Raw genomic sequence first — 22,432 nt, 5'->3', positions numbered from 1 at the left:
ATGGCTACGAAGAAAGGCCGATCGCGGGCATGGCCCGCTCCTACAGGGTACAATCGTTCCGGTCCCCAATAATCACCCTGCAGTCGGGCAGCATACGCAGAAACCGGCTTCCGGTACTTGTACCGAATACCGAATCCCGGCATTCACGCCGCCCTGTTTACCAGGGATAGCGCCTGTTCCACCACTTCCGGGCCGGCGCCGCTCTTGTGGGCGTGTTCGCTCAGGTGGCGGCGGAAACGGCGCGCTCCCGGCAGCCCCTGGAAGAGCCCGAGCATATGCCGGCTGATATGGTTCAGCCGCGCCCCCCGGCCCAGTTCCCGTTCAATATAGGGCAACAGGCGTTCCGCCACCTCTGCGGCGGTGGGCCCCGGCGCTTCGCCGAAGAGTTCGCTGTCCACCCGGGCCAGCAATGCCGGATTCTGGTAGGCGGCACGCCCGAGCATAACACCATCCAGGCGCTGTAAATGGTGCCGGCACTCATCCATGGTGTTGATGCCGCCATTGAGGACGATTTCCAGTTGCGGGTAGTCCCGCTTCAGCCGGTGCACCATCGGGTGGTCGAGGGGCGGTATCTCGCGGTTTTCCTTTGGACTCAGGCCGTTCAGCCAGGCCTTGCGCGCGTGCACGATAAAGGTGGTGACGCCGACGCCCGCCTGGGCTTCCACAAAGCGGGTGAGGCCGGCGTAGTCCTCCATATCGTCGATGCCGATGCGGTGTTTTACCGTGATAGGAATGGACACCGCATCGCGCATCGCCGCCAGGCCCTGGGCCACCAGTTCCGGCTCGGCCATCAGACAGGCACCGAAGCGACCTGACTGCACCCGATCGCTGGGGCAGCCGCAGTTCAGGTTGACCTCGCTGTAGCCCCACTGCTCGGCGATGCGGGCGCACTCGGCCAACTCCCGCGGATCGCTGCCGCCGACCTGCAGTGCCAGGGGCTGCTCAACGGTGTCGAACTGGAGGTGTCGTTCGCGGTCGCCGTGCAGGATGGCGCCGGTGGTCACCATCTCCGTATACAGCAGCGCGCGCCTGCTGAACAGCCGCCACATGTACCTGCAGTGGCGGTCACTCCAGTCCATCAGCGGGGCGGTGCAGAAGCGGTGGGAAAAGTGGCTGGGCATATCTCGACTTCAGGTTGACAGCATCTGTGTGTTGCCGGCGCGGCGGTCCACGGTTGGCAGCAGCGTACAGTTTATCGCGATCGCGACTCTGGACCCACCAACTTGAGCGCCGGCAGTCCGTTGAACCGGCCCTGAGTGACCGGCCCGTGCCGGGTGATTCTGTGAGCGATTCCGTATTTTTAGTCGCCTCTGTTTTTTACACTTCGCCCCTGTCAGAATTTCCAAGGAGTTGGATATGAAGACTCTCGCCGAATTGACCGGGTCCGTCGGTCTCAAGGGCAGAAATTTCCCCGATGACGTCAGGTTGGTGCAGGAACTGCTGAACCGGGCTACCCGTGTTCCCTGGGCCCTGCTGGCGGTGGATGGCCTGATCGGCCCCCATACGATCGACCGGATCAAGGACTTCCAGAGGAATGTGGTCGGTTTCGTCAGACCCGACGGTCGGGTCGATGTCGCCGGTACCACATGGCGCAGCCTCGCGCGGTATGCGGCTGAGACGCCCGCGTACTTTAACGGCGCTTTTTCCGTGCACCCGTCGCGAAGCAATATCCCCACTGGCGAAGCGTCCGGCCGCGGGGCTTCCGGGGCTATCGCCTGGGGGGCTAAAGTATCCGCCGCATTCAGGACCCGGGTCAGGCAGATCGCGGTGAATCTCGGCATATCGCCGGATTTCCTGATGTCCTGCATGGCCTTTGAAACCGGCGAAACATTCAGCCCCTCGATAAAAAACGCAGCCGGTAGTGGTGCCACGGGGTTGATCCAGTTTATGCCCAGGACCGCCCGGGGACTGGGTACCACGACAGAAGAACTGGCAAAAATGACCGCGGAAAAACAGCTGGATTATGTCGAAAAATATTTCCTGCCATACAAAGGCAAGCTGAAGACGCTGGAAGATATTTATATGGCTATCCTGTATCCCGTAGCCATAGGTATGGACCCGGACGAAGCGTTGTTTCGTCGCGGGGCGAAAACCTATGAGCAGAACTCCGGTTTCGACAAAAACGAAGACGGCGTCATCACCCCGGCGGAAATTTCCGTCAAGGTCAGGCAGAAGTATGAAAAAGGACTTCAGCAGGGATATTTGGGCTGAGAGGTTGGATACCCGTGTTTAAAAGATTCTCTATGACGGCGCTTTGCGTCTTACTGCTCTCCCTCGCCTCCGCCTGCCAGTCCAGTGCGCAGTGGGATGGTCTCTATACGTTCAGCGAAAAGCTCGGGGAAGACCCCGGAGGGGCGGCCATGCTGGTGGAGTACCGTCTCGAAGTCGCGGGTGACCGCTGCCTGCTGAACATCACCGGTTATCAGTCCGATTCGCGTATTCGTTGTACCCTCGAAGCGAGCGACGGCAAGGCGGTTGTCCGTTTCCGCTCCTACGACAACGGCGATGTGAAGAATATCTACGGCGTACAGGTTTACCAGGTAAACGAGCCGCTCTTTACCCTGCGATCCCCCTCCGAAAATTCGGAAGAGCTGGTCACCGAGTGGGGTGGCTTGGTGCCCGATTCGGTCAAGGATAAGTCGGGTAATTACTTCGCCCGGCAGTAACCGCTGTTCAGAGGCGGGGTAATTCACCCGGCAAACGCCTTCGCTACAGGTTGCGCTCCTTTTCCGAGACGGCAGTTCGCTCGTTGTTCCTCGGCTGCTTGTCGCCGTTCCCGGGCCCGGCCTCCAGTGTCGGGCGCAGCTTCGTCACAATCCTGCGTGCGGTGGCGCGGTAGGAGGTCAGCTTGCCGCCGGCTACCGCCAGTACGCGGGGCTTGCTGTTGTTGTCGCAGCTGATCAGTGTCTCGCGCGGGCGTGAAAAGGGCATCTGCGGTGTCTGCGGCAGTACGCGCAGGCCGGCGAAGCTGTCGCAGATATTGTCCAGCTGCATCGAGCGGGTTTGGGGGAAATAGCGCTGTACCGTGCGCAGCAGGTAGCTCTCCTCCTCGATGGTGGGGGCTACGTCGCGGGGGTCGCCGCGGTAGCTGCGTTCGGTGGTCCCCACGAGGGTTTTCCCCTGCCACGGCATCACGAACACTGCGCGCCCGTCCTCCGCTTCCACATAGAAAATCCGCTCGCCGAGGGAGAGGGGCAGTTGTATATGGCTGCCGGCCACCAGTTCCAGTGGTGGCAGCGGCGCTGCCGGGCTGCAGAGGGCGTTTGTGTCGCTCACCCAGGGGCCGCTGCAATTGACCAGGGCGCGGGCGCACAGAGTGTGCAGTTGGCCGTCGGCCACATAGTCCACGCGCATGCCGTTGCGGGTGAGTTCCGCTCCCACGAAACTGCCGGGGCAGATCAGCCGCGCGCCGTTCGCGATCGCGGATTCCACTACATTGCGGGTCAGGGCGGCGTCGTCGGTCTGGGCGTCGAAGTAGCGGTAGACTGCCAGCAGGTCCTCCCGGTTGAGCCCGGAGAGGTTGTCCCACTGGGATTTCGGCAGGGCGCGGAAGCGGGACCGGCCGCTGAATACACCGGAGAGCAGTGCGTACAGACTGAGCCCCAGACGTACCATCCACGGGGGTCTTCTGCTGTGGCGGTAGACGGGGATATAGAAGGGCACCCTGCGCACCAGATGTGGCTTGTTCACCAGCAGCCAGCGGCGCTCCCGCAGGCACTCGCGCACCAGCAGAAACTGGCCGCTCTCCAGGTAGCGCAGGCCGCCGTGGATCAATTTGGAGGACCGCGAGGAGGTGGCTGCGGCCACGCCCGTCTGCTCCAGGATCACCACCCGGTGGCCGGCGGCCGCCAGGGCCTCCGCGGCGCCGGCGCCCTGGATTCCCGCGCCCACCACCAGGACGTCAAAATCCGTAGACATCGCTGGCTTCCCGGGAACGCATCAGCAGAGGCAGATTGCCGGTGAGAATGTGGTGGGCGCCCCGGTCGCGCCAGCGCACCGCCTCCTCCGCGGAGTTTATCTCGTAGACGACCCACTGCCAGGGGCCCGGCGGCAGTTCTTCGCGGTCGACCCGGTGATTGCGAATGAACAGGTAGTCGGGCGCCAGGGTAACCACTTCCGCGGACAGGCTCTGCGCCACGTTCCGCACTTTCAGGGCGACCTGGTGGCAGCCCAGGCTGCGGACCAGGCGCAGGCTGTGGCAGTCCCGCGAGAGCAGGACGAAGGACTCACACCCTTCCGGCAATTGCTCCGCCAGCGGTGCCACCGCTCGCTCGCCCAGTCTGCTCAGGCTCGTCTCGTCCACCTCCACAAACCAGTCCAGGTGCCGGTGGCGCCGTGCCCAGTCCACCAGATGGGAAAATGCCGTGAGAGACAGCCGGCAGAGCTCGCGATCGCTGAACTGATGAAACGGGCGTTTCCAGTCCCCCAAAGGCGGCTGCAGAACTTCGTCGCCGCAGCACCAGGGAGTGTCTTCCGCGCTGAATTGAATCTCGGTCTGTATGGCGCAGGCTCCCAGCCCGTGGGCGGCTTCAAAAGCGGCGATGGTGTTTTCCGGTTGGCGGATTTTGTCGCCTCGGTGCGCTATCAACATGGGGGTCGGGTCCGGATAGACAGGCGTTATTGTCCCGGGTGCCGCACCACACTCGGTGAGTATGGCTGTGGCTCCCGGTCTCTGTGAATTTTACCGGTAGCGGCTGTGCCCGCTCCTATTGGAAAAATAGCTGGTGGGGAAGATGTTGCAAGGGAGACCGGGCGATACCCGGCGCCGTCCAAATGCAAAGCCAAAGCTGCGGGTGTCGTATTTTTCTTTCGCGGCACCCTTAAGCCCGCCGCCGACCCGCCGATAGAAACGCTGTACGCAACGCATGCAGTAGCGGAAGGATAGCAGTCATGCTGATCTTTGTCGGGTTCATCATCGTCGCCCTCTCCGTGTTCGGTGGCTTTTCCATGTCCGGCGGACACCTGGGACCGCTGTATCAGCCGATGGAAATTCTGATCATCGTGGGCGCGGCGGTGGGTGCGTTTATCGCCGGCAACAACGGCAAGGCGATAAAGGCCACCTTGCGCATCGCGTCCAGGCTCAGGCGCACGGGGAAATATGATAAGAGCATCTACATGGACCTGATGGCGCTGCAATACAAGTTGCTCAGCAAGATGCGGCGGGAGGGGGCCATAGGCATTGAAAAGGACATCGAAAACCCGGCGGAGAGTCCGCTCTTTTCCGAGCACCCGCACATTGTCCGCGATCCAATGGTTATGGGGTTCACTACCGATTACCTGCGGCTGATGGTGAGCGGCAGCATGGACCCGTTGGAGCTGGACGAACTGATGACCCACGAGATCGAGGCCTTCGAGCACGAAGCGCGGATTCCCATAGACGCCCTCAACAAAGTGGGTGACGGACTGCCCGCCTTCGGCATCATCGCCGCGGTGCTGGGGGTGGTGAAGGCGCTGGGGGCGGCCGATGCGGGCGTCAGCGAAATCGGGCTGATGGTCGCCCAGGCCCTGGTGGGTACCTTTATGGGAATCCTGTTGGCCTACGGCTTCGTCAACCCCCTGGCCAGCCGTATCGAGCGACAGGTGCGGGAGGCCGTGAAGATATTGCAGTGCATCCGCGTCACACTGCTGGCCAGCCTCAATGGTTACGCCCCGCAGTTGGCGGTGGAATTCGGGCGCAAGGCCCTGGACACCGCCGAGAGGCCCACTTTCGACGAGCTCGAGGAGCATGTGCGCCCGGCCAAGGCCGGTGCGTGAACGCCGTGGGCAAAGGCGAACGCCAAATCATTATCCGGCGTCCGCGCAGCGTGCACGACGGCCATCACGGCGGGAGCTGGAAGATAGCCATGGCGGACCTGATGACCGCCCTGATGGCGCTGTTTCTGGTGCTGTGGATGATTTCCACCGCCTCGCCACAGGAACTGCAGGGCCTGGCGGAGTATTTCCGCACCCCCCTGGCGGTGGCCCTGGCCAAGGGCGACCGCGACAGCGCCAGTACCAGCGCCATCCCCGGCGGCGGCCCGGACCCGGCCCACGTCTCCGGCGAGTTGGCTCGCGTGGATCTGCGCACCCAGAGTCTGCCCAGCGACGTGCGTCGCACCCTGGTCGAGCTGCGCCAGAATATCGAAACCGTTGTCCGGGCGGCCCCGGAACTGCGCGACCTGCTCGAGCAGATGCGCTTCGAAATGACGCCGGAGGGGCTGCGTATCCAACTGCTGGATACCGAGAGCCGGCCCATGTTCCGGCTCGGTAGCGACCGGGTGGCGCCCTATATGCGAGACCTGCTGCGGACCATAGCACCGCTGCTCAACGAACTGCCCAACCGGGTGAGTATCAGCGGCCACACCGACAGCCTGCTCTACGCCGGCGGCGATGCCGGCTACAGCAACTGGGAACTGTCCGCGGACCGGGCCAACGCCTCGCGCCGGGAACTGGTGGCTGGCGGCCTGGACAACGCCAAGTTGCTGCGCGTGATCGGCATGGGCGACCGCGTACCCCTCCCGGGCAGCGCCCCGGGGGACCCGGTCAACCGGCGCATCGCTCTCCTGGTGCTCAGCGAACAGGCGGCGGCGCGGATTCAGGCGGCCAGCCAGCCGTGGATTCTTCAGGCAGTGCGTGAGTGAAGATGGATATTACCGAGTTCTACGACACTTTTTTCGAGGAGGCGGGAGAACTCCTGGCGGAGATGGAATCCCATCTCCTGGAACTGGACGTGGACGCCCCCGATGCGGAACAGCTCAACGCCATCTTCCGCGCGGCTCACTCCATCAAGGGCGGCGCCGGGACCTTTGGTTTCGAAGCGCTGCAGCGCACCACCCACCTGCTGGAAAACCTGCTCGACCACACTCGCCACGGCTATTTGGTCCTGCGCCGGGATATCGTCGACATATTTCTGGAAGCCAAAGACATGCTGCACGATCAACTGGACGCCTACCGCCGAGGCGCCGAGCCGGACCCGGAGGCCCTGGAGCGAATCTGCGAGACCCTGCAACAGCTGGCCCTGGAGGAAATCGGCGGGGAGGCCGGTGCCGCACCAGCGGAGCCCGAACCGGAGCCGGAGTCCGAACCGGAGACCAGCGGTGCTCCGGAGGCTTCCGGCGGCCGCTTCCTGGTGGCGCTGCTGGGCGTGGCGGAAAAGGACCGCCAACTGCTGATCGAGGAACTGGGCCAACTGGGCAGGATAGAGCGGCAGTCCGGCGACGGGGACCGCTACGAAGTAATTCTGGTCACTTCGCTGGGCGGCGGCGATATCGAGGCGGTGATGTGCTTTATCGCCGAGCCGGAGCAGCTGGAGATCCGCCCGCTGGCTCCGGCTGAAGGAGAAAAAAGTGATTCCGCGCCGAAAGCCGACCCGACGCCGAAGGCGGAGGTTCCCGCCGAAGCCGGCAGGCGAGTGCCCAACGCCGCACCGGCGCAGGGCGGCGGCGAATCCACCTCCATCCGCGTACCGGTGGCCAAGGTGGATCAGATCATCAACCTGGTGGGCGAATTGATCATCACCCAGTCCATGCTCAACCAAGTGGCGGAGGGTGTCGACGACGGCAACCTGGCCAAGGGCCTCAACCTGTTCGCCCGCACCGCCCGCGATCTGCAGGAGGCGGTGATGTCGGTGCGCATGGTGCCCATGGACACTGTGTTCAGTCGCTTTCCGCGCCTGGTGCGCGACCTGGCGGGCAAGCTCGGCAAGGAGGTGGAACTGGTCACCGAGGGCAGGTCCACGGAGCTGGACAAGGGGCTCACCGAACGCATTGTCGATCCACTCACCCATCTGGTGCGCAACAGCCTGGACCACGGCATCGAAGCGCCGGACCGCCGCGAGGCCGCCGGCAAGCCGCGCGCCGGCCGCCTGACCCTGTCTGCCAGCCACCAGGGCGGCAACATCCTGATCGAGGTGAGCGACGACGGCGGCGGTCTCAACCGCGACAGGATACTCGCCAAGGCGCGCGGCAACGGCCTCGCCGTATCCGACAACATGGCCGATGACGAGGTCTGGCAGCTGATTTTCGCGCCGGGCTTTTCCACCGCCGAGGAGATCAGCGACGTATCCGGCCGCGGCGTGGGTATGGACGTGGTCAAGCGCAACATCCAGTCCATGGGCGGCCACGTGGAAATCCTCTCCCGCCCCGGGCGGGGCACCACCACCCGCATCGTATTGCCGCTCACCCTGGCGATCCTCGACGGCATGTCGGTGCGCGTGGGCGGGGAGATATTCATCCTGCCGGTGAGCGGGGTGATCGAATCCCTGCAGCCCCGCGGGGGAGACCTCTACTCCACGGCCGGCGACGACCTGCTGCTCAAGTTGCGCGACGAATACCTGCCGCTGGTGGCCGCGCACCGTGCCATGGACGTGCGCGACGCCGTCACCGATCCCACCCGCGCCATCGCGGTGATCGTGCAGGGCGAGGGCCGCCGCTACGCCCTGCAGGTGGACGAACTGGTGGGCCAGCAGCAGGTGGTGGTCAAGAACCTGGAAACCAATTACCGCAGGGTTCCCGGCGTGTCCGCCGCCACCATCCTGGGCGACGGCAGCGTGTCCCTGATTCTGGATATCGCCGACCTGCACCGCCTCAGTGAGAGCAAGAAAGAGAACCGCATTTTCGGGGCGCAGCAGCGGTCCCGGCCAGTGGAGGAGTCAAAAGCGTCATGAGTGAGGTCACCACATTACAAAGCGCCGCCGCGGAAACAGGCAGCCGGGAATTCCTGGTCTTCTCCCTGGGAGATGAGGAGTACGCCGTCGACATTCTCAAGGTGCAGGAGATCCGCGGCTACGACAACGTCACGCGCATCGCCAACGCCCCGGACTTTATCAAGGGCGTGTCCAACCTGCGCGGGGTGATAGTGCCGATCGTGGACCTGCGTATCAAATTCCGGCTGGAGGCCGAATACGACGAGCACACGGTGGTGATCGTGGTCAACATTGCCGGGCGGGTCGTGGGCATTGTGGTGGACCGCGTCTCCGATGTGATGACGCTCACCGGCGAACAGATCAAGCCGCCGCCGGAGTTCGGTGTCGGCCTGCCGCTGGATTATATCGGCGGCTTGGGCAACCTGGACGAGCGGATGCTGGTACTGGTGGATATCGAAAAACTGCTTACCAGCGAGGAAATGGCGCTTGTCGAGGGCGTCAGCGAGTAACTCTGCATGATGAAAGTACTGCACAACATGACGGTGAGGGTGAGTTGGGGGCTGGTGCTGACAGCATTTTTCCTGTTGGTTCTGTCCATCAGTGCCCTGGGTTGGTACATCCTCGATCAAAGTCTCGATGCCATGGGGCAACTGGCGGCCCAGGCCGGCGACGCCGGCCGGGAGGCGATGGCGGCCTTTACCCGTTACTCCACCTCCATGCGCTGGGGCATCGCCTCGGTCATCGGGCTGTCGGCGGTGCTCGTGGCCATCGTGCTGTGGGGGGTAACGGTAAATGTGATCCGGCCGCTGCACTGGGTGGTGGGGCATTTTGAGCGGATGGCCCGCGGTGACCTGTCGCAACACATCGAGGTGCGCGGCAATAACGAGATCGGTCAGCTTTATGCCGCCTTGTCGGAGATGCAGCGCAGCCTGTCGCATACCGTGGCCACTGTGCGCGACAGCAGCCAGGCGATCTACCAGGGCTCCCGTGAAATCGTCCGCGGCAATAATGACCTGGCGGCACGCACCGAAAACCAAGCGGTGTCCCTGGAGAAAACTGCCGCCAGCATGGATCAATTGACCTCCACCGTGGCACAGAATGCCGAGAATGCGCGCCGGGCCAGCCAACTCGCCGCCAGTGCTTCGCAAACCGCGCAACGCGGTGGCGACATGGTCGGGGAGGTGGTGGGCACTATGGGTGAGATCAGCCGCAGTGCGAGTCTGGCCACCGAAATCGTCGAGGTGATCGACTCCATTGCCTTCCAGACCAACATCCTGGCTCTGAACGCCTCAGTGGAGGCCGCCCGCGCCGGCGAACAGGGGCGGGGCTTCGCCGTCGTGGCCGGGGAGGTACGCGCTCTCGCAGGTCGCAGCGCCGAGGCGGCGAAAAAAATCCGCACCCTGATCGAAGCGTCGGTGGTGAGGATCGAGGCCGGCACCACCTTGGTCGATCAGGCCGGCAGCATTATGGCGGATATCGTTGAGTCGGTGCGCCGCGTCACCGACCTCATGGGTGAGATCGCCGGAGCTTCCGAGGAACAAAGCGTGGGCATCGGCCAAGTGAATCACGCCATAACACAAATGGATCAGGTTACCCAGCGCAATGCCGCCCTGGTGGGGGAAGCGGCGGCGGGGGCCAGTGAGCTGGAGACGGAGGCCGCACGGCTGCGTCAATCGGTGGTGATGTTCAACCTGGTATCCACGGAGGCTTCCGCGGATGAGGCGGACACGGAGGAGGGGGACACCACCCTGGAGGAAGCCTATGCGTGATAACCGGCTTGTCGGCCGGCACAGTGGGCCGGTATCGAACTCCAGTCCAACGCTGGGCGCGGGTAGCTGACTTGAATCCGATTGACAATGGCAAACCGGCGTGCGCCGCCGCTGTCCCATCGGAAATGATGTCTGACAACGCTGTTCCCGAGGCTTTCCCGGACCGGGACTTGACGTTCTCCGACGCGGATTTCCAACGCATCCGCAAATTGATCGGGCGGCGCGCGGGTATAGTGCTCGCCGACTACAAGCGCGACATGGTATACAGCCGCATCGGCCGGCGCGTGCGCGAGCGGGGGCTGACCAGCTTCGGGGATTACCTTGCGGCCCTGGAGCGCCGCCCACGCAGTTCGGAGTGGGAGGCATTCACTAACGCGCTCACCACCAATCTCACCGCTTTTTTCCGCGAGGCGCACCATTTCGATCTGCTCGCCGATCACCTCGGCGGGCGCCGCGGGCCGGTGCGGGTGTGGAGCGCCGGCGCCTCCACCGGCGAGGAACCCTATTCCATCACCATGGTGCTGACGGAAACCCTCGGCGAGAGCGCCGATACCCAGGTGCTGGCGACGGATATCGATACGGAGGCCCTGGAGCGGGCACGTTGTGGGATCTACCCCGTGGAACAACTGCGCCGGCAGCTCGACGAGCGGCGTACCAGGCGATTTTTCCTCAAAGGCGCCGGCCGGCGCGCGGGCTTCGCGCGCATCCGCCCGGAGGTGGCCGCTCGCGTGCGTTTTGAATCGCTCAACCTGATCGCGCCGGAGTGGCCCCTGGCCCAGCGGTTCGACGCCATCTTCTGTCGCAATGTGATGATCTATTTCGACAAGGCGACCCAGGCGCGTATCCTGGAGCGTTTCGCACCGCTGCTGAAACCCGACGGCCTGTTGTTCGTCGGCCACTCTGAGAGCTTTTCCCACATCAGCAATCACTTCCGCCTGCGCGGGCAGACGGTTTACACCCTGGCGTAGGGCACGTCGTGCTCCCCCTGTTTTTTCAGCCCCGGGTTCTTCCCTGTAGGAGCGGGCCATGCCCGCGATCGGCACTGGTTCACCCGCAGGCCGATCGCGGGCATGGCGGATGGCCGCCCCGCCCTCCTACACACAGTTTTGCGAGTCCCGAGTCCCGGTGAGTGAGCAGTCGCGAGGCAAACTTTCTTTTCTCCCTAAAGCCCGGCGCCCTTCTGCCGATGATTGAACAAACTGGAGCGGTTGTCTGCGGCCGCCGCGAGCGGGAGAGCCGATTTTGTCCCTGGAAAAAATCAAGGTCCTGTGCGTGGATGACTCCGCGCTGATCCGGGGTCTGATGAGCGAAATTATCAACAGCCACGGCGATATGGAAGTGGTGGCCGTTGCGCCGGACCCGCTGGTGGCCCGCGACCTGATCAAGCGCCACAACCCGGATGTGCTGACCCTGGACGTGGAAATGCCGCGCATGGACGGGCTCGATTTTCTCGAGCGGCTGATGCGCCTGAGGCCCATGCCCGTGCTGATGGTGTCCTCCCTCACCGAAGCGGGTTCCGAGATCACTCTGCGGGCCCTGGAATTGGGCGCGGTGGATTTTCTGCAGAAACCGTCGCTGGCCATTCGCAGCGGGCTGCTCGAATACAGCGAGCTGATCGCTGACAAGGTGCGCGCCGCCGCCCGCTCCAGGCCCCAGCACACCCGAAGCCGCGAACGGGCAGCGTCCAGGATGCCCGAGTCGGTGATGGTGTCCAGCGAAAAGCTGGTGGTTCTCGGCGCCTCCACGGGCGGTCCGGAAGCGATTCGCCAGATGCTGGAGCCGCTGCCGGCCAATAGTCCGGCGATATTGATCGCCCAGCACATGCCGGGCGGTTTCACCCGTTCCTTCGCCGAGCGGCTGGACAGGCTCTGCCGCATCCGGGTCAAGGAGGCGGAGGACGACGAGCGGGTGCTGCCCGGGCAAGTCTACATCGCTCCCGGCGATCGCCACCTGAAGCTGGCGCGCAGCGGCGCCAACTACACGGTGCAACTGGATGCCGGCGCGCCGGTGAATCGGCACCGCCCGTCGGTGGATGTGCTGTTTCATTCCGCGGCGCAGCACGCCGGGCGCAACGCCATTGGCGTGCTGCTCACGGGCATGGGCAAGGACGGCGCCGCCGGCCTGCTGGCCATGCACCGGGCCGGCGCGCCAACGCTGGCCCAGGACGAGGCCACGTCCCTGGTATTCGGCATGCCCCGGGAGGCGATCGCCCTGGGAGCGGCAAGCGAGATAGTCGCGCTGGAGGATGTGGCCCCGCGGGTAATGGCACTGGCCGCCGCGTCCGGGCGCGCGCAACGCCTGTAGGCAAACTGAAAAACAAATCCCTGCAAGGATGTACGAAGAGAGGAAACGCCGGCCATGATGAAACTGATCCGGAATCTCAATATCAATGTGATCGTAGCGGGTGTGTTGCTGTGCTGCACCCTGCTGATGGGGGCGCTGACCGCCCTGCTCATAACCTCTAACCAGAGCGGGGACGAATCCATCCGCGCCCTGCACCGGATCAATGTGCGGGAGCTTCACGATATCTTCCGCGCGTTCACGCTGCTCAACCAGGGGCGCATCGAAATGGACTTGGCTGCCGACGAGTTGGCCGAGGGACGCAGCCTGACCGCGGGCACTTACCTGGATGAGGCCGGGCCTCTAATCGAGCGCGCCGTCGAACAGTTCAGCTCCCTGCGGGGAATTGAGGCTGCGGAGAAGGATATGACGCGTCTCGGCGAATTGACCAGAGCCTTTCCCGAAATGCTCGATGAGGTAAAGGCGCAGTATCAGCTGCTGCTGTTGAAAAAACCGGACCTGAGGGGCTACCGGGAGCGGCAGGAGGACGTGAGCGTTCTCAGCGACGACCTCAACACGGCCCTGCTCGATATCCTCGACGACGCCGGCCGGGACAGCGCCGGCATCATGGCCGCCTACCGGGACAAGACGAGCCTGTACGGCAATATCGGCATCGCCGTGCTGGCAATCATCGTCGTGATCCTGGTACTCATTTACTTGCTCCTGCGCAACGTGGTGGTCAAGCCCCTGGGCGAAGCGGTGGAAAACCTGCAGCGTATCGCGCGGGCGGACCTCTCCCGGCCGATCCGCGATCCGGGCCGCAACGAAATCGGGGAGCTGTTCGCGGCCATGCGCGAAATGCGCGACGGTCTGTGCGGCATCGTCACCGAGGTGCGCGCTGGCAGCGGTTCCTTTTACATCGGCGCCTCGGAAATTGCCCGCGGCAACGCCGACCTCTCCTCGCGCACCGAGCAGCAGGCCGCCTCCCTGGAGGAAACCGCCACCAGCATGGAAGAGCTCACCGCCACGGTGAAGCAGAATGCGGACAATGCCCGCCAGGCCAGCAGCCTGGCCAGCGACGCCTCCGGCACCGCGTCCCGGGGCGGCGAAGTGATGGAGCAGGTGTCCAGCCGGATGCAGGGCATCACCGCAAGCTCGCGGAAAGTGGCGGACATCACCGGCATGATCGATTCCATCGCTTTCCAGACCAATATCCTCGCGCTCAACGCCTCCGTGGAAGCGGCCCGCGCCGGCGAGCAGGGTCGCGGTTTCGCGGTGGTGGCCGGGGAGGTGCGCAACCTGGCCGGCAACAGCGCGGATGCAGCCCGTCAGATCAAGGAGTTGATCGAGAATTCCGCCACGGAGGTGGAGGAGGGATCCGCGCTGGTGAAACAGGCGGGTGAAACCATGAAGGAAGTGCTGGTTGCGGTGAAGCGTGTCGCCGACATCATGGATGAGATCTCCGCGGCGTCCCAGGAGCAGAGCGGCGGAATCGAACAGGTGAGCCAGGCGGTCAGCCAGATGGATGAAATGACCCAGCAGAATGCCGCCCTGGTGGACGAGACCACCGCCGCCGCCGCCTCCCTGGAGCAACAGGCCAGGCACCTGGAGGAAACGGTGGCGGTTTTCCGCCTATCCGCCGAGGTTGGTGAGGAAGTGGTCCCGGACCGGGATGGCGATAAAGCCGCGGCGGCCGATCCCGAACAGGCCGAACCGGAAAGCCGGGAAGAGAGGGAACCGGCCCGCCAGGGCTTCGAGCCCGCGGTTGCATCGCGCCGCGAGCTGGTAGCTGCCGGCGAAGACGAGTGGGAAGAGTTTTAATCGACGACTCAGAGAGAAGGGCAAAATGGACAAGGGTATGAAAATTCTGGTGGTGGACGATTTCCCCACCATGCGCCGCATCGTTCGCAGTCTGCTCAAGGAGCTGGGCTTCACCAATGTGGAGGAAGCCGAGGATGGCCAGGAAGGGCTGTCCAAGCTCAGGAGCGGCGGCTTCGAGTTCGTGGTATCGGACTGGAACATGCCCAACCTGAACGGCCTGGAAATGCTCAAGGAGATCCGCGCTGATGAAGCCGTGAAATCTCTCCCGGTACTGATGGTTACCGCGGAGGCGAAAAAGGACAACATCGTGGCTGCGGCCCAGGCCGGCGCCAACGGTTATATCGTCAAGCCGTTCACCGCTGCGACGCTTGAGGAAAAGCTCAACAAGATTTTCGAAAAATTAGCGAAATAATCGCCGAGGGCCTGTCCCCCCGTGAGGAGAAGCAATTATGAGTGGTGAGGCACGGCAAACGGCTGTCGCGGAAAGCGCTCCCAGCGACGACCTGATGCAGCGCATCGGACAGCTCACCCGCATGCTGCGTGACAGCATGCGCGAGTTGGGCCTGGACAGGGAAGTGGAAAAAGCCGCGGAGGCGATTCCCGATGCTCGCGCGCGACTCAACTACGTGGTTGCCATGACCGAGCAGGCGGCGGATCGGGTGCTCAACGCGGTGGACCGCGCCCAGCCGCTGCAAAGCGAGATCGAGTCCCGCGCCGAGGCGCTCGATAAACAATGGGGTAAGTGGTTCGAAAAGCCCGTGGAGCTGGAGCGGGCCCGCGAGCTGGTGCGGGACACCCGCGGCTACCTCTGCGCGGTGCCGGTCATGACCCGGGAAACCGGCAAAGAACTGTTGGAGATCACCATGGCTCAGGATTTCCAGGATCTGACCGGCCAGGTGCTCAAGAAAATGATGGACGTGATCCGGGAAGTGGAGCGCCAGCTGCTGGATGTGCTGCTGGAGAGCCTGCCCGAGGACGGGGAGCGCAAGGCTTTCCGCCAGCGCATCGAGGATGGCAACAATGGCGGCGACGCCTCTCTGGTCAACGGCCCGCAGGTCGGCGGTGAGGAGGAGGACGTGGTCAACAGTCAGGACCAGGTGGACGCCCTGCTCGACGAGTTGGGTTTCTGAACCGCGGCGCCGTACTGAATCAACTCAATTTTGGGGTTCAGCTCCACGAGCCGGGATGTACACCAGGCCCCGAATGGCACTAAGTTAAGCGGAATCCCCCTGTACCTGAATCCGCTCCGACAAGGGGGTTCCGGCCCGCGCCGTCCCCGAATAACCGCCCTCAGCCCCCGCTTATCTCCCCTTTGCCCGCGGGACAGTTCGCCGACAATGTCCGGCACCGAAGCAGAATGGCTCCGATGCCGCCGCCATGGCCGACAACACCGAAGACCAGGAAAAAACAGAACCGGCCACCCCCCGGCGTCTGCAGAAGGCCCGCGAGGAGGGCCAGGTGGTTCGATCCCGCGAACTCGTCACGGTGATGCTGCTGGCCGGCGGCGTGGGCGGCCTCTGGGCCCTGGGGCCGCTGCTGTTCGGACGGGTGGGCCTGGTGATGGAGCAATCCTTCCTGTTCGACCGCCACCGGGCCTTCGACAGCGCGGCGATGCTGGGACACGCCACCGATCTGGGCGCGCGCGCCTTGTTCGCCCTGGTCCCCCTGTTCCTGCTGCTGGCGCTGATCGCGCTGGCGGCCCCCAATCTGCTGGGGGGCTTCCTGATCTCCGCCAAGTCCCTGAAGCCGCAGCTGTCCAAACTCAATCCCCTCAAGGGCCTGAAGCGGCAGTTCTCCTCCCAGGCGCTGGCGGAACTGGCCAAGGCGGTGGCCAAGTCGGCGCTGGTGGGCGGCGTCGCGGCCGCCTTCCTGATGTCCCGGCGCGGCGAATTCCTGGCGCTGATGAGTTGGCCGGTGGAACAAGCCCTGGCCAGCGCCCTGCGCCTGGCGGCTCAGGCCTGTGCGCTGATGGTACTGGCCCTGGTGCTGGTGATACTGATCGACGTGCCCTACCAGCTGTGGAGCCACGCGAAGAAGCTGCGCATGAGCAAGGAAGAGGTGAAGCGCGAGCACAAAGAGACTGAGGGTGACCCACAGCTCAAGGGCCGCATTCGCCAACAGCAGCAGGCCATGGCCCGCAAGCGCATGATGAGCAAGGTGCCCGAGGCGGACGTGATCGTCACCAACCCCACCCACTACGCCGTGGCCCTGCGCTATGACGAGAGCCGTATGGCCGCCCCGCGAGTGGTGGCCAAGGGAGCCGACGCGGTGGCGGCGCGCATTCGCGAGCTGGGGGTTGGGCATGGGGTGCCGATGCTGGAGGCGCCGCCGCTGGCGCGCGCCCTGTACCGGCACGTGGACCTGGACCGGGAAATCCCCGGCACGCTCTACGCCGCCGTGGCCGAGGTGCTGGTCTGGGCCATGCGCCTGCGTCGCGCCCGTCTCGAGGGCGCAGAGATCCCCAACATGCCGGCGGACCTGCCTGTGCCGGAAGAATTGGAGGTGACGCCGTGAAATCGACAAGTCAGTATTTCGGCGCGGGCAACTGGCTCGGCGACGCCGGCGGCAAGGTGCTGGCGGGGCCGGTTCTGATCCTGCTGATCATGGCCATGCTGATCCTGCCCCTGCCGCCGTTCGCGCTGGACCTGTTTTTTACTTTCAACATCGCGCTGTCACTGATGGTGCTGCTGGTCAGTATGTTCACCCTGCGGGCCCTGGACTTCGCCGCCTTCCCCGCGGTGCTGTTGTTCACAACCCTGCTGCGCCTGGCGCTGAACGTGGCCTCCACCCGGCTGGTGTTGATGGAGGGCCACCAGGGGGGCGCCGCCGCCGGCAAGGTGATTGAGGCCTTCGGCCAGTTCCTGGTGGGCGGCAACTTCGCCGTGGGCCTGGTGGTGTTCCTGATCCTGGTGGTGATCAACTTCATGGTGATCACCAAGGGCGCCGGGCGCATCGCCGAGGTGGGGGCGCGCTTTATGCTGGACGCCATGCCCGGCAAGCAGATGGCCATCGACGCCGACCTCAACGCCGGCCTGATCGGCGAGGAGGAGGCCCGGGGGCGCCGCGCCGAGGTGGCGAGGGAGGCGGACTTCTACGGCTCCATGGACGGCGCCAGCAAGTTCGTGCGCGGCGACGCAGTGGCCGGCCTGGTGATCATGGGGGTGAACATCATCGGCGGCCTGCTGGTCGGCACACTCCAGCACGACATGTCCTTCGCCGACGCCGCCCGCACCTACACCCTGCTGACCATCGGTGACGGCCTGGTGGCGCAGATCCCGGGGCTGGTGATCTCCACCGCCGCCGGCGTCACCGTGTCCCGGGTCAACACCGACCAGGACGTGGGCCAGCAGATGATCGAGCAACTGCTGGTCAACCCGCGGGCGCTGCTCCTGGCCGCGGGTGTTATGGGCCTGCTGGGCCTGGTGCCGGGCATGCCCAACTTCGTGTTCCTGCTGTTCACCGCGCTCCTGGCCGGCCTGGCCTGGTTCCTCGCCCGGCGCGGGAACAACCGCCTGGCCGAGGAGCAGATCCAGGCCGGGCCGGCACCACAGCCGGAAGCCCCCGAGGCAAGCTGGGACGACGTGCAGCTGATCGACACCCTGGGCCTGGAGGTGGGCCACCGCATGATCCCGCTGGTGGATGACCGCCAGAAGGGGGAGCTGCTGAGCCGGATCAAGAGCGTGCGCAAGAAGTTTGCCCGCGACCTGGGTTTTCTGCCGCCGGTGGTGCACATCCGGGACAACCTGGAACTCGGCGCCAACAGCTACGCGATTGCGCTCAAGGGCGCCGAGGTGGGCCGCGGCGAGGCCTTCCCCGGGCAGTGGCTGGCGATCAATCCGGGCCAGGTGACCGGGGAAGTGCGGGGCACCGCCACCGAGGACCCGGCCTTCGGCCTGCCGGCGGTGTGGATCGACGCCGGGCAGCGGGAGCGGGCCCAGGTGTATGGCTACACGGTGGTGGACGCCGGCACGGTGGTGGCCACCCACCTCAACCACCTGCTGCACCGCCACGCCGCCGAACTGCTCGGCCGACAGGAAGTCCGGCAACTGCTGGACAGGTTGGGCGGGGAGAACAAGAACCTGGTGGAGGAGGTGGTGCCGAACACGGTATCGCTCACTGCGCTGCAGCGCATCCTGCAGAACCTGCTGGCGGAAGAGGTGCCGATCCGCGACCTGCGCACCATCCTCGACACCCTGGCGGAGCACGGCGGCCAGCAGGGTGATGCCCACAGCTCTTCAGTCCAGGAGTTGACTGCCCGGGTGCGCGTCGCCCTGGGCCGCGCCATCACCCACCAGTGGTTCCCCGGCCGCGACGAGTTGCGCGTGATCGGCCTGGACAGCCAACTGGAGCAGGTGCTCAGCCAGGCCCTGGACGGTGGCGGCGCCCTGGAGCCGGGACTGGCGGACACCCTGATGGCCCAGGCCGCCGCGGCCCTGGAGCGCCAGGAGACCGCGGGCGAGCCGACGGTGCTGGTGGTGCAGCACGGCCTGCGGCCGCTGCTGGCCCACTTCCTGCGCCGCCGGCTGCGCCACCTGGTGGTCATGTCCCAGGCGGAAATTCCCGACGACCGCACCCTGCGGGTCACCGCCCTGATCGGCGGGGTTCAGGGGGGGGCGTCGTGAGCGCCTTCCACCGCGACCCGGCGGGTTTCGCCGGGCAGGGGCTGTCGGTCGCCGCCGCCCTCGTCTCCGTCTGGGTTTCCGCGGCGCCGGGCAGTTGGAGTGCCTCGGCGGCGCCGGTGCGGCCCGCGGTGGCCGGTCGTTTCTACGACAGCGAGCCCCTCGAGCCGCCGCCGTCCGCTCGCGGCCAGTTCATCAGCAGTGTCTCCTGGCACTGGCGGGTCGACGGCCCGGTGCGCGCCTGGCTATGCCGGGGTGACCGCTGCGCTCCCCTGCGGGGCCCGCGCGGTCGGGGAAAGCAACTGCGTGGCCGGCCCGCGGACCGCCCCCTGTATTTCCGTTTCCAGTTACCTGAGGGCGCGCGCCGGGCAGTGGCCATCGACGAACTGCAACTGCGCGTGGAATACCGGCCCGCCCGCGACGGGGTCTATCGGTAAAAAAGCCGCTGAGAAGCCCCTTTATTCGCCGCTTACAAATTCTCCGCACCGCAAATAATGAGACGGACAGCACACCGAAACGCCAACGACAAAGCGGGGCGGGGAATCGAATGTATACGGCACAGGGGAAATTCAATCGGGAGGCACTGCTGGAGCAGCATCTTCCCGCGGTTCGCCGCCACGCACTCGCCCTGCAGGTGAAGCTGCCTTCCGGTATCGAACTGGACGACCTGATCCAGGCCGGCATGGTCGGCCTCCTCGACGCTCTGCAGCGCTTCGACCCCAACGCCGGTGCCAGTTTTTCCACTTTCGCCAGCCAGCGCATCCGCGGTGCCATGATCGACGAACTGCGTACCCGCGACTGGTTGCCGCGCAGTGTGCGCCGCAACGCCCGCGCCGTGGAGCAGCATCTCTACCGGTTGGAGCAGCGTCTGGGCCGCCCCGCTGTCGAGCGCGAAGTCGCCGCGGAAATGGGCATGGACCTGAACGACTACCGTCAATTGCTCAACGATACCAATAACGGTTATCTACTGCCTTTCGAGGAACTGGTGGCCGAGAGCGGCGAACCGGAGGCCGGCGGCAACGGCCCGCCGCCACCCTTCGCCGCGCTGGTGGACGGCGAGCGGCGGGAGCGCCTGGTCGAGGCCATCGAGGCGCTGCCGGAGCGGGAGAAATTGTTGATGGCGCTCTACTACCAGGAAGAACTCAACCTCAAGGAAATCGGCGCAGTGCTGGGAGTCACCGAATCCCGCGTCTGCCAGTTGCACAGCCAGGCGATTGGGCGGCTGCGGGCGCGGCTTGCGGAGGAATAGGAAGTCTTTGAGCGTTGAATGCCGCCGCCGAATATGTCGGCGGCGTCCCTTTGTGTCGGGCGTAGTCGCCTGCGATTGCTCTTCCCCGCCGCGGTTGCGCAGGAGGGGGAATCAAAGCCGAAGAGAATATAGCCAATGCTGTTTTCAGGGTGTTCCCCGGTCGCTCAGCCGGACAGTCGGAAGGTGATGGGCGCGGTGAATTCAAGGGTGTCCTGCCCCAGGTTTGCCGGTATCGGAGGGTAGGGGTTGGCGCGCTCGACACTTCTGAGGGCCTCGCGGTTGAGATTGGAATAGCGGGATTCCTCCACAATCTCGATGTTCTGCACCTGGCCCTCGGCGTCGATCGTTATGCGCAGCAGCACGTCGCCCTCCCAGTTGCGTTCGAGCGCGCGCCTGGGGTAGGAGATGTGCTTGAGTGTGTGGTTCTTGAGTGTGGAAACATAGCTCTCGATGGCGTCGGCCTGCCGGCCTCCGGTTCTGGCGTTCGCGAAGGACGATTCCGCGTACAATGCCGCTGTGAACAGCGACAGGGCGATGATGAGTTTTATCGGTTTCATGGCTTTTCCCCGATGAGTTTTTCCGGATGCGAGGTTCCAGAGGGTTGAGGGTTTGCGTTTCTCTCCCGAGACGCGTCGGGCAGATCGAAGACAATCTGTCCCTGGACGCTATCGGCAAAATGCAGCCAGGCTTTAGGGTGATTCTGAAATGGCAATGCCGATTCCATTCACTAGTGATCCCGGTAGCTCATAGCCTGCTGCACCTGCCGCGCCCAGGCGGTGCTGTGGCGATAGGCTGACTCGTAGAAGCGCTTGTCCTGAAGCAGCTTCAATCCGGAAAAATCCCCTTTCTCGTAAAGTTCCACTTCGCAGAGCACTTCTCCCAGGCTGCCGCTGCGGTGGAGCAGGGCACTCTTTACCTCGCGGCTGAGCGGTACCTGTTCCATCAGTTCCGGCATGGCGATGTCCATCAGCGCGTCGAGTTGCGAGAGCAGGCCGACGATAAAATGGTTGATCGCGTTGTCGCGCCCGGCGATTTCCGCCAGTACCTCGCACATGCGCCCGCGCACCAGCATGCCGCGGATCAGTGCTTCGGGCTTGTTCCCCTCGCTGCCCACGAGGAGGAGGTTGGCCCAGCGCTTGATCTCTTCCAGGCCCAGCAGCGCGATGGCATGGGAAAGGGAGTGCACTTCCCGGCGCAGACCCACGGCTGCTGAATTGACCACTTTCAGTATCCGGTAGGTGAGGTTGGCGTCTTTGAGGGCTATCTCTTCCAGGCGCGTCGGCGATGCGTCCGGGTTGTGTAGTTCCGACAGCAGCTGCAGCAACAGCAGTTTGTTGCCGGTGATCTTTTTCCCCTTGATGGGCGAGGGTTTGGCGAGAAAGTCTCCCTGGTAGTAGTGGAAACCCAGTTTCAGGCAGTGCCGGAAGCGCTCTCCGTTGTCGAGGTTGTCGGCGAGCATCTCCACACCGCAGCCGCGCAGCTTGACTGCGGTCCGGTGCAGGACGTCATCGCTCAGCCGGCGGGTGTCCACCTTGACGATGTGCACCGTGTCCAGCAGCACGTCCAGTTCCCCGTCGTCCGGGGCGTAGTCGGCCAGGGCCAAGCGGTAACCGCGCTGGGCCAGGTGCCTGAGCCGCTTCACCCGTTCGGAGGTGGGCAGCGTGCCCTTGGGTAGTTCCAGGATGTAGTGCTTTTTCGGCAGGTCCGGGAGTTGCGGGGCGAGGATCACCTCGTCGGTGACTTTCAGGAAACTGGGTACCGTGTGCACCCGGCCGCGCTGGAACAGCTGGGTATAAGTGCCGAGGATCGCCGGGCCGGTGGCTTCGATGTCGGATAGGGAGGCGCCCTGCGGGTGCTCCCCCTGCAGAAGCAGTTCGAAGGCGGCCACGTCGTGGTTGCGGGCGTAGACCGGCCGGCAGGCCAGGACCACGTTGAGCAGATCGTCTTCGATGGCTTCCCTTGCTCGTGTCACGTTTGCGTACTCCCTGATTTAACGCTTGAGATAAAGAGGTGGGCCCTACCGCTCCGGATAGAGATTTCTCAAAAATCGCCGGGCGCTGGCTCGCTGGCT

At 64.6% G+C, this 22,432-nt stretch carries 21 protein-coding genes; 16 read left to right on the top strand and 5 right to left on the bottom strand.

Going from position 1 to position 22,432, the window contains the following annotated elements:
- Positions 1-143: 143 nt before the first annotated feature.
- A complete protein-coding gene (dusA, locus tag ACRC0P_RS03000) occupies positions 144-1,121 on the bottom strand; it encodes a tRNA dihydrouridine(20/20a) synthase DusA (RefSeq protein ID WP_438628301.1) in 978 nt (325 codons plus the stop codon).
- Positions 1,122-1,356: 235 nt separating this feature from the next.
- On the opposite strand from dusA, the gene ACRC0P_RS02995 reads away from it, so the two are divergent.
- Positions 1,357-2,211, top strand: a complete 855-nt coding sequence (locus tag ACRC0P_RS02995; RefSeq protein ID WP_438628300.1) for a hypothetical protein — start codon at positions 1,357-1,359, stop codon at positions 2,209-2,211.
- Positions 2,212-2,243: 32 nt separating this feature from the next.
- A complete protein-coding gene (locus ACRC0P_RS02990; RefSeq protein WP_438628299.1) occupies positions 2,244-2,666 on the top strand; it encodes a DUF5991 domain-containing protein in 423 nt (140 codons plus the stop codon).
- 43 nt (positions 2,667-2,709) lie between these two features.
- Here ACRC0P_RS02990 and ACRC0P_RS02985 read toward each other — a convergent pair whose 3' ends face one another.
- Entirely contained in the window at positions 2,710-3,918 is a 1,209-nt protein-coding gene (locus ACRC0P_RS02985) for a glycerol-3-phosphate dehydrogenase/oxidase (RefSeq protein WP_438628298.1), read from the bottom strand.
- Positions 3,902-4,591, bottom strand: a complete 690-nt coding sequence (locus ACRC0P_RS02980) for a glycerophosphodiester phosphodiesterase family protein (protein WP_438628297.1) — start codon at positions 4,589-4,591, stop codon at positions 3,902-3,904. The genes ACRC0P_RS02985 and ACRC0P_RS02980 overlap by 17 nt, the downstream gene beginning before the upstream one ends.
- Before the next feature lie 299 nt (positions 4,592-4,890).
- On the opposite strand from ACRC0P_RS02980, the gene motA reads away from it, so the two are divergent.
- The 14 genes from motA to ACRC0P_RS02910 all read left to right on the top strand — a co-directional run bounded on the left by motA (position 4,891) and on the right by ACRC0P_RS02910 (position 20,361).
- Positions 4,891-5,754 (top strand): flagellar motor stator protein MotA, encoded by an 864-nt coding sequence (gene motA / locus ACRC0P_RS02975; RefSeq protein ID WP_438628296.1) that lies wholly within the window; start codon positions 4,891-4,893, stop codon positions 5,752-5,754.
- Positions 5,755-5,759: 5 nt separating this feature from the next.
- Positions 5,760-6,620 carry a flagellar motor protein MotB gene (gene motB, locus ACRC0P_RS02970; RefSeq protein WP_438628295.1) on the top strand — a complete coding sequence of 287 codons (861 nt, stop codon included), beginning with the start codon at positions 5,760-5,762 and terminating at the stop codon, positions 6,618-6,620.
- A 2-nt stretch (positions 6,621-6,622) separates the two neighbouring features.
- A complete protein-coding gene (gene cheA / locus ACRC0P_RS02965; protein ID WP_438628303.1) occupies positions 6,623-8,644 on the top strand; it encodes a chemotaxis protein CheA in 2,022 nt (673 codons plus the stop codon).
- Positions 8,641-9,132 carry a chemotaxis protein CheW gene (locus ACRC0P_RS02960; protein WP_438628294.1) on the top strand — a complete coding sequence of 164 codons (492 nt, stop codon included), beginning with the start codon at positions 8,641-8,643 and terminating at the stop codon, positions 9,130-9,132. Before cheA ends, ACRC0P_RS02960 begins: the two co-directional genes overlap by 4 nt.
- Positions 9,133-9,138: 6 nt before the next feature.
- Positions 9,139-10,392: a methyl-accepting chemotaxis protein gene (locus tag ACRC0P_RS02955; RefSeq protein WP_438628293.1), complete on the top strand. Its 1,254-nt coding sequence runs from the start codon at positions 9,139-9,141 to the stop codon at positions 10,390-10,392.
- A gap of 128 nt (positions 10,393-10,520) precedes the next feature.
- Positions 10,521-11,360, top strand: a complete 840-nt coding sequence (locus ACRC0P_RS02950) for a CheR family methyltransferase (protein WP_438628292.1) — start codon at positions 10,521-10,523, stop codon at positions 11,358-11,360.
- 274 nt (positions 11,361-11,634) lie between these two features.
- A complete protein-coding gene (locus ACRC0P_RS02945) occupies positions 11,635-12,696 on the top strand; it encodes a protein-glutamate methylesterase/protein-glutamine glutaminase (protein ID WP_438628291.1) in 1,062 nt (353 codons plus the stop codon).
- Between the two features lie 54 nt (positions 12,697-12,750).
- Complete coding sequence (locus tag ACRC0P_RS02940; protein ID WP_438628290.1) at positions 12,751-14,493, top strand: methyl-accepting chemotaxis protein; 1,743 nt, start codon at positions 12,751-12,753, stop codon at positions 14,491-14,493.
- A gap of 25 nt (positions 14,494-14,518) precedes the next feature.
- Complete coding sequence (cheY, locus tag ACRC0P_RS02935; RefSeq protein WP_438628289.1) at positions 14,519-14,905, top strand: chemotaxis response regulator CheY; 387 nt, start codon at positions 14,519-14,521, stop codon at positions 14,903-14,905.
- 37 nt (positions 14,906-14,942) lie between these two features.
- Positions 14,943-15,623, top strand: a complete 681-nt coding sequence (gene cheZ, locus ACRC0P_RS02930) for a protein phosphatase CheZ (protein ID WP_438628288.1) — start codon at positions 14,943-14,945, stop codon at positions 15,621-15,623.
- A gap of 247 nt (positions 15,624-15,870) precedes the next feature.
- On the top strand, positions 15,871-17,007 hold the full coding sequence (gene flhB / locus ACRC0P_RS02925) for a flagellar biosynthesis protein FlhB (protein ID WP_438628287.1): 1,137 nt from the start codon (positions 15,871-15,873) through the stop codon (positions 17,005-17,007).
- A 56-nt stretch (positions 17,008-17,063) separates the two neighbouring features.
- Positions 17,064-19,115 (top strand): flagellar biosynthesis protein FlhA, encoded by a 2,052-nt coding sequence (gene flhA, locus ACRC0P_RS02920; RefSeq protein WP_438628302.1) that lies wholly within the window; start codon positions 17,064-17,066, stop codon positions 19,113-19,115.
- Entirely contained in the window at positions 19,112-19,549 is a 438-nt protein-coding gene (locus ACRC0P_RS02915; RefSeq protein ID WP_438628286.1) for a flagellar protein FlhE, read from the top strand. The genes flhA and ACRC0P_RS02915 overlap by 4 nt, the downstream gene beginning before the upstream one ends.
- A 110-nt stretch (positions 19,550-19,659) precedes the next feature.
- Positions 19,660-20,361, top strand: coding sequence for an RNA polymerase sigma factor FliA (locus ACRC0P_RS02910; RefSeq protein ID WP_438628285.1), 702 nt, complete (start codon positions 19,660-19,662; stop codon positions 20,359-20,361).
- A 164-nt stretch (positions 20,362-20,525) separates the two neighbouring features.
- Here ACRC0P_RS02910 and ACRC0P_RS02905 read toward each other — a convergent pair whose 3' ends face one another.
- On the bottom strand, positions 20,526-20,918 hold the full coding sequence (locus ACRC0P_RS02905; RefSeq protein ID WP_438628284.1) for an energy transducer TonB: 393 nt from the start codon (positions 20,916-20,918) through the stop codon (positions 20,526-20,528).
- Between the two features lie 170 nt (positions 20,919-21,088).
- Positions 21,089-22,333, bottom strand: a complete 1,245-nt coding sequence (locus ACRC0P_RS02900) for an EAL and HDOD domain-containing protein (protein WP_438628283.1) — start codon at positions 22,331-22,333, stop codon at positions 21,089-21,091.
- Positions 22,334-22,432: the final 99 nt, after the last annotated feature.

The sequence above is a fragment of the Microbulbifer sp. genome (assembly GCF_051659245.1).
Classification (GTDB): domain Bacteria; phylum Pseudomonadota; class Gammaproteobacteria; order Pseudomonadales; family Cellvibrionaceae; genus Microbulbifer.
This window is presented reverse-complemented; position numbering and strand designations above follow the sequence as displayed.

Bases quoted from the DNA above. Each gene is read 5' to 3' on its own strand.
- ACRC0P_RS02995 (WP_438628300.1), top strand. From the start codon at position 1,357: ATGAAGACTCTCGCCGAATTGACCGGGTCCGTCGGTCTCAAGGGCAGA.
- cheY (WP_438628289.1), top strand. From the start codon at position 14,519: ATGGACAAGGGTATGAAAATTCTGGTGGTGGACGATTTCCCCACCATG.
- motA (WP_438628296.1), top strand. From the start codon at position 4,891: ATGCTGATCTTTGTCGGGTTCATCATCGTCGCCCTCTCCGTGTTCGGT.
- ACRC0P_RS02980 (WP_438628297.1), bottom strand. From the start codon at position 4,591: ATGTTGATAGCGCACCGAGGCGACAAAATCCGCCAACCGGAAAACACC.
- ACRC0P_RS02905 (WP_438628284.1), bottom strand. From the start codon at position 20,918: ATGAAACCGATAAAACTCATCATCGCCCTGTCGCTGTTCACAGCGGCA.
- ACRC0P_RS02960 (WP_438628294.1), top strand. From the start codon at position 8,641: ATGAGTGAGGTCACCACATTACAAAGCGCCGCCGCGGAAACAGGCAGC.
- ACRC0P_RS02950 (WP_438628292.1), top strand. From the start codon at position 10,521: ATGTCTGACAACGCTGTTCCCGAGGCTTTCCCGGACCGGGACTTGACG.
- cheZ (WP_438628288.1), top strand. From the start codon at position 14,943: ATGAGTGGTGAGGCACGGCAAACGGCTGTCGCGGAAAGCGCTCCCAGC.
- ACRC0P_RS02990 (WP_438628299.1), top strand. From the start codon at position 2,244: ATGACGGCGCTTTGCGTCTTACTGCTCTCCCTCGCCTCCGCCTGCCAG.
- ACRC0P_RS02910 (WP_438628285.1), top strand. From the start codon at position 19,660: ATGTATACGGCACAGGGGAAATTCAATCGGGAGGCACTGCTGGAGCAG.
- ACRC0P_RS02940 (WP_438628290.1), top strand. From the start codon at position 12,751: ATGATGAAACTGATCCGGAATCTCAATATCAATGTGATCGTAGCGGGT.
- flhB (WP_438628287.1), top strand. From the start codon at position 15,871: ATGGCCGACAACACCGAAGACCAGGAAAAAACAGAACCGGCCACCCCC.
- ACRC0P_RS02955 (WP_438628293.1), top strand. From the start codon at position 9,139: ATGATGAAAGTACTGCACAACATGACGGTGAGGGTGAGTTGGGGGCTG.
- ACRC0P_RS02985 (WP_438628298.1), bottom strand. From the start codon at position 3,918: ATGTCTACGGATTTTGACGTCCTGGTGGTGGGCGCGGGAATCCAGGGC.
- dusA (WP_438628301.1), bottom strand. From the start codon at position 1,121: ATGCCCAGCCACTTTTCCCACCGCTTCTGCACCGCCCCGCTGATGGAC.
- cheA (WP_438628303.1), top strand. From the start codon at position 6,623: ATGGATATTACCGAGTTCTACGACACTTTTTTCGAGGAGGCGGGAGAA.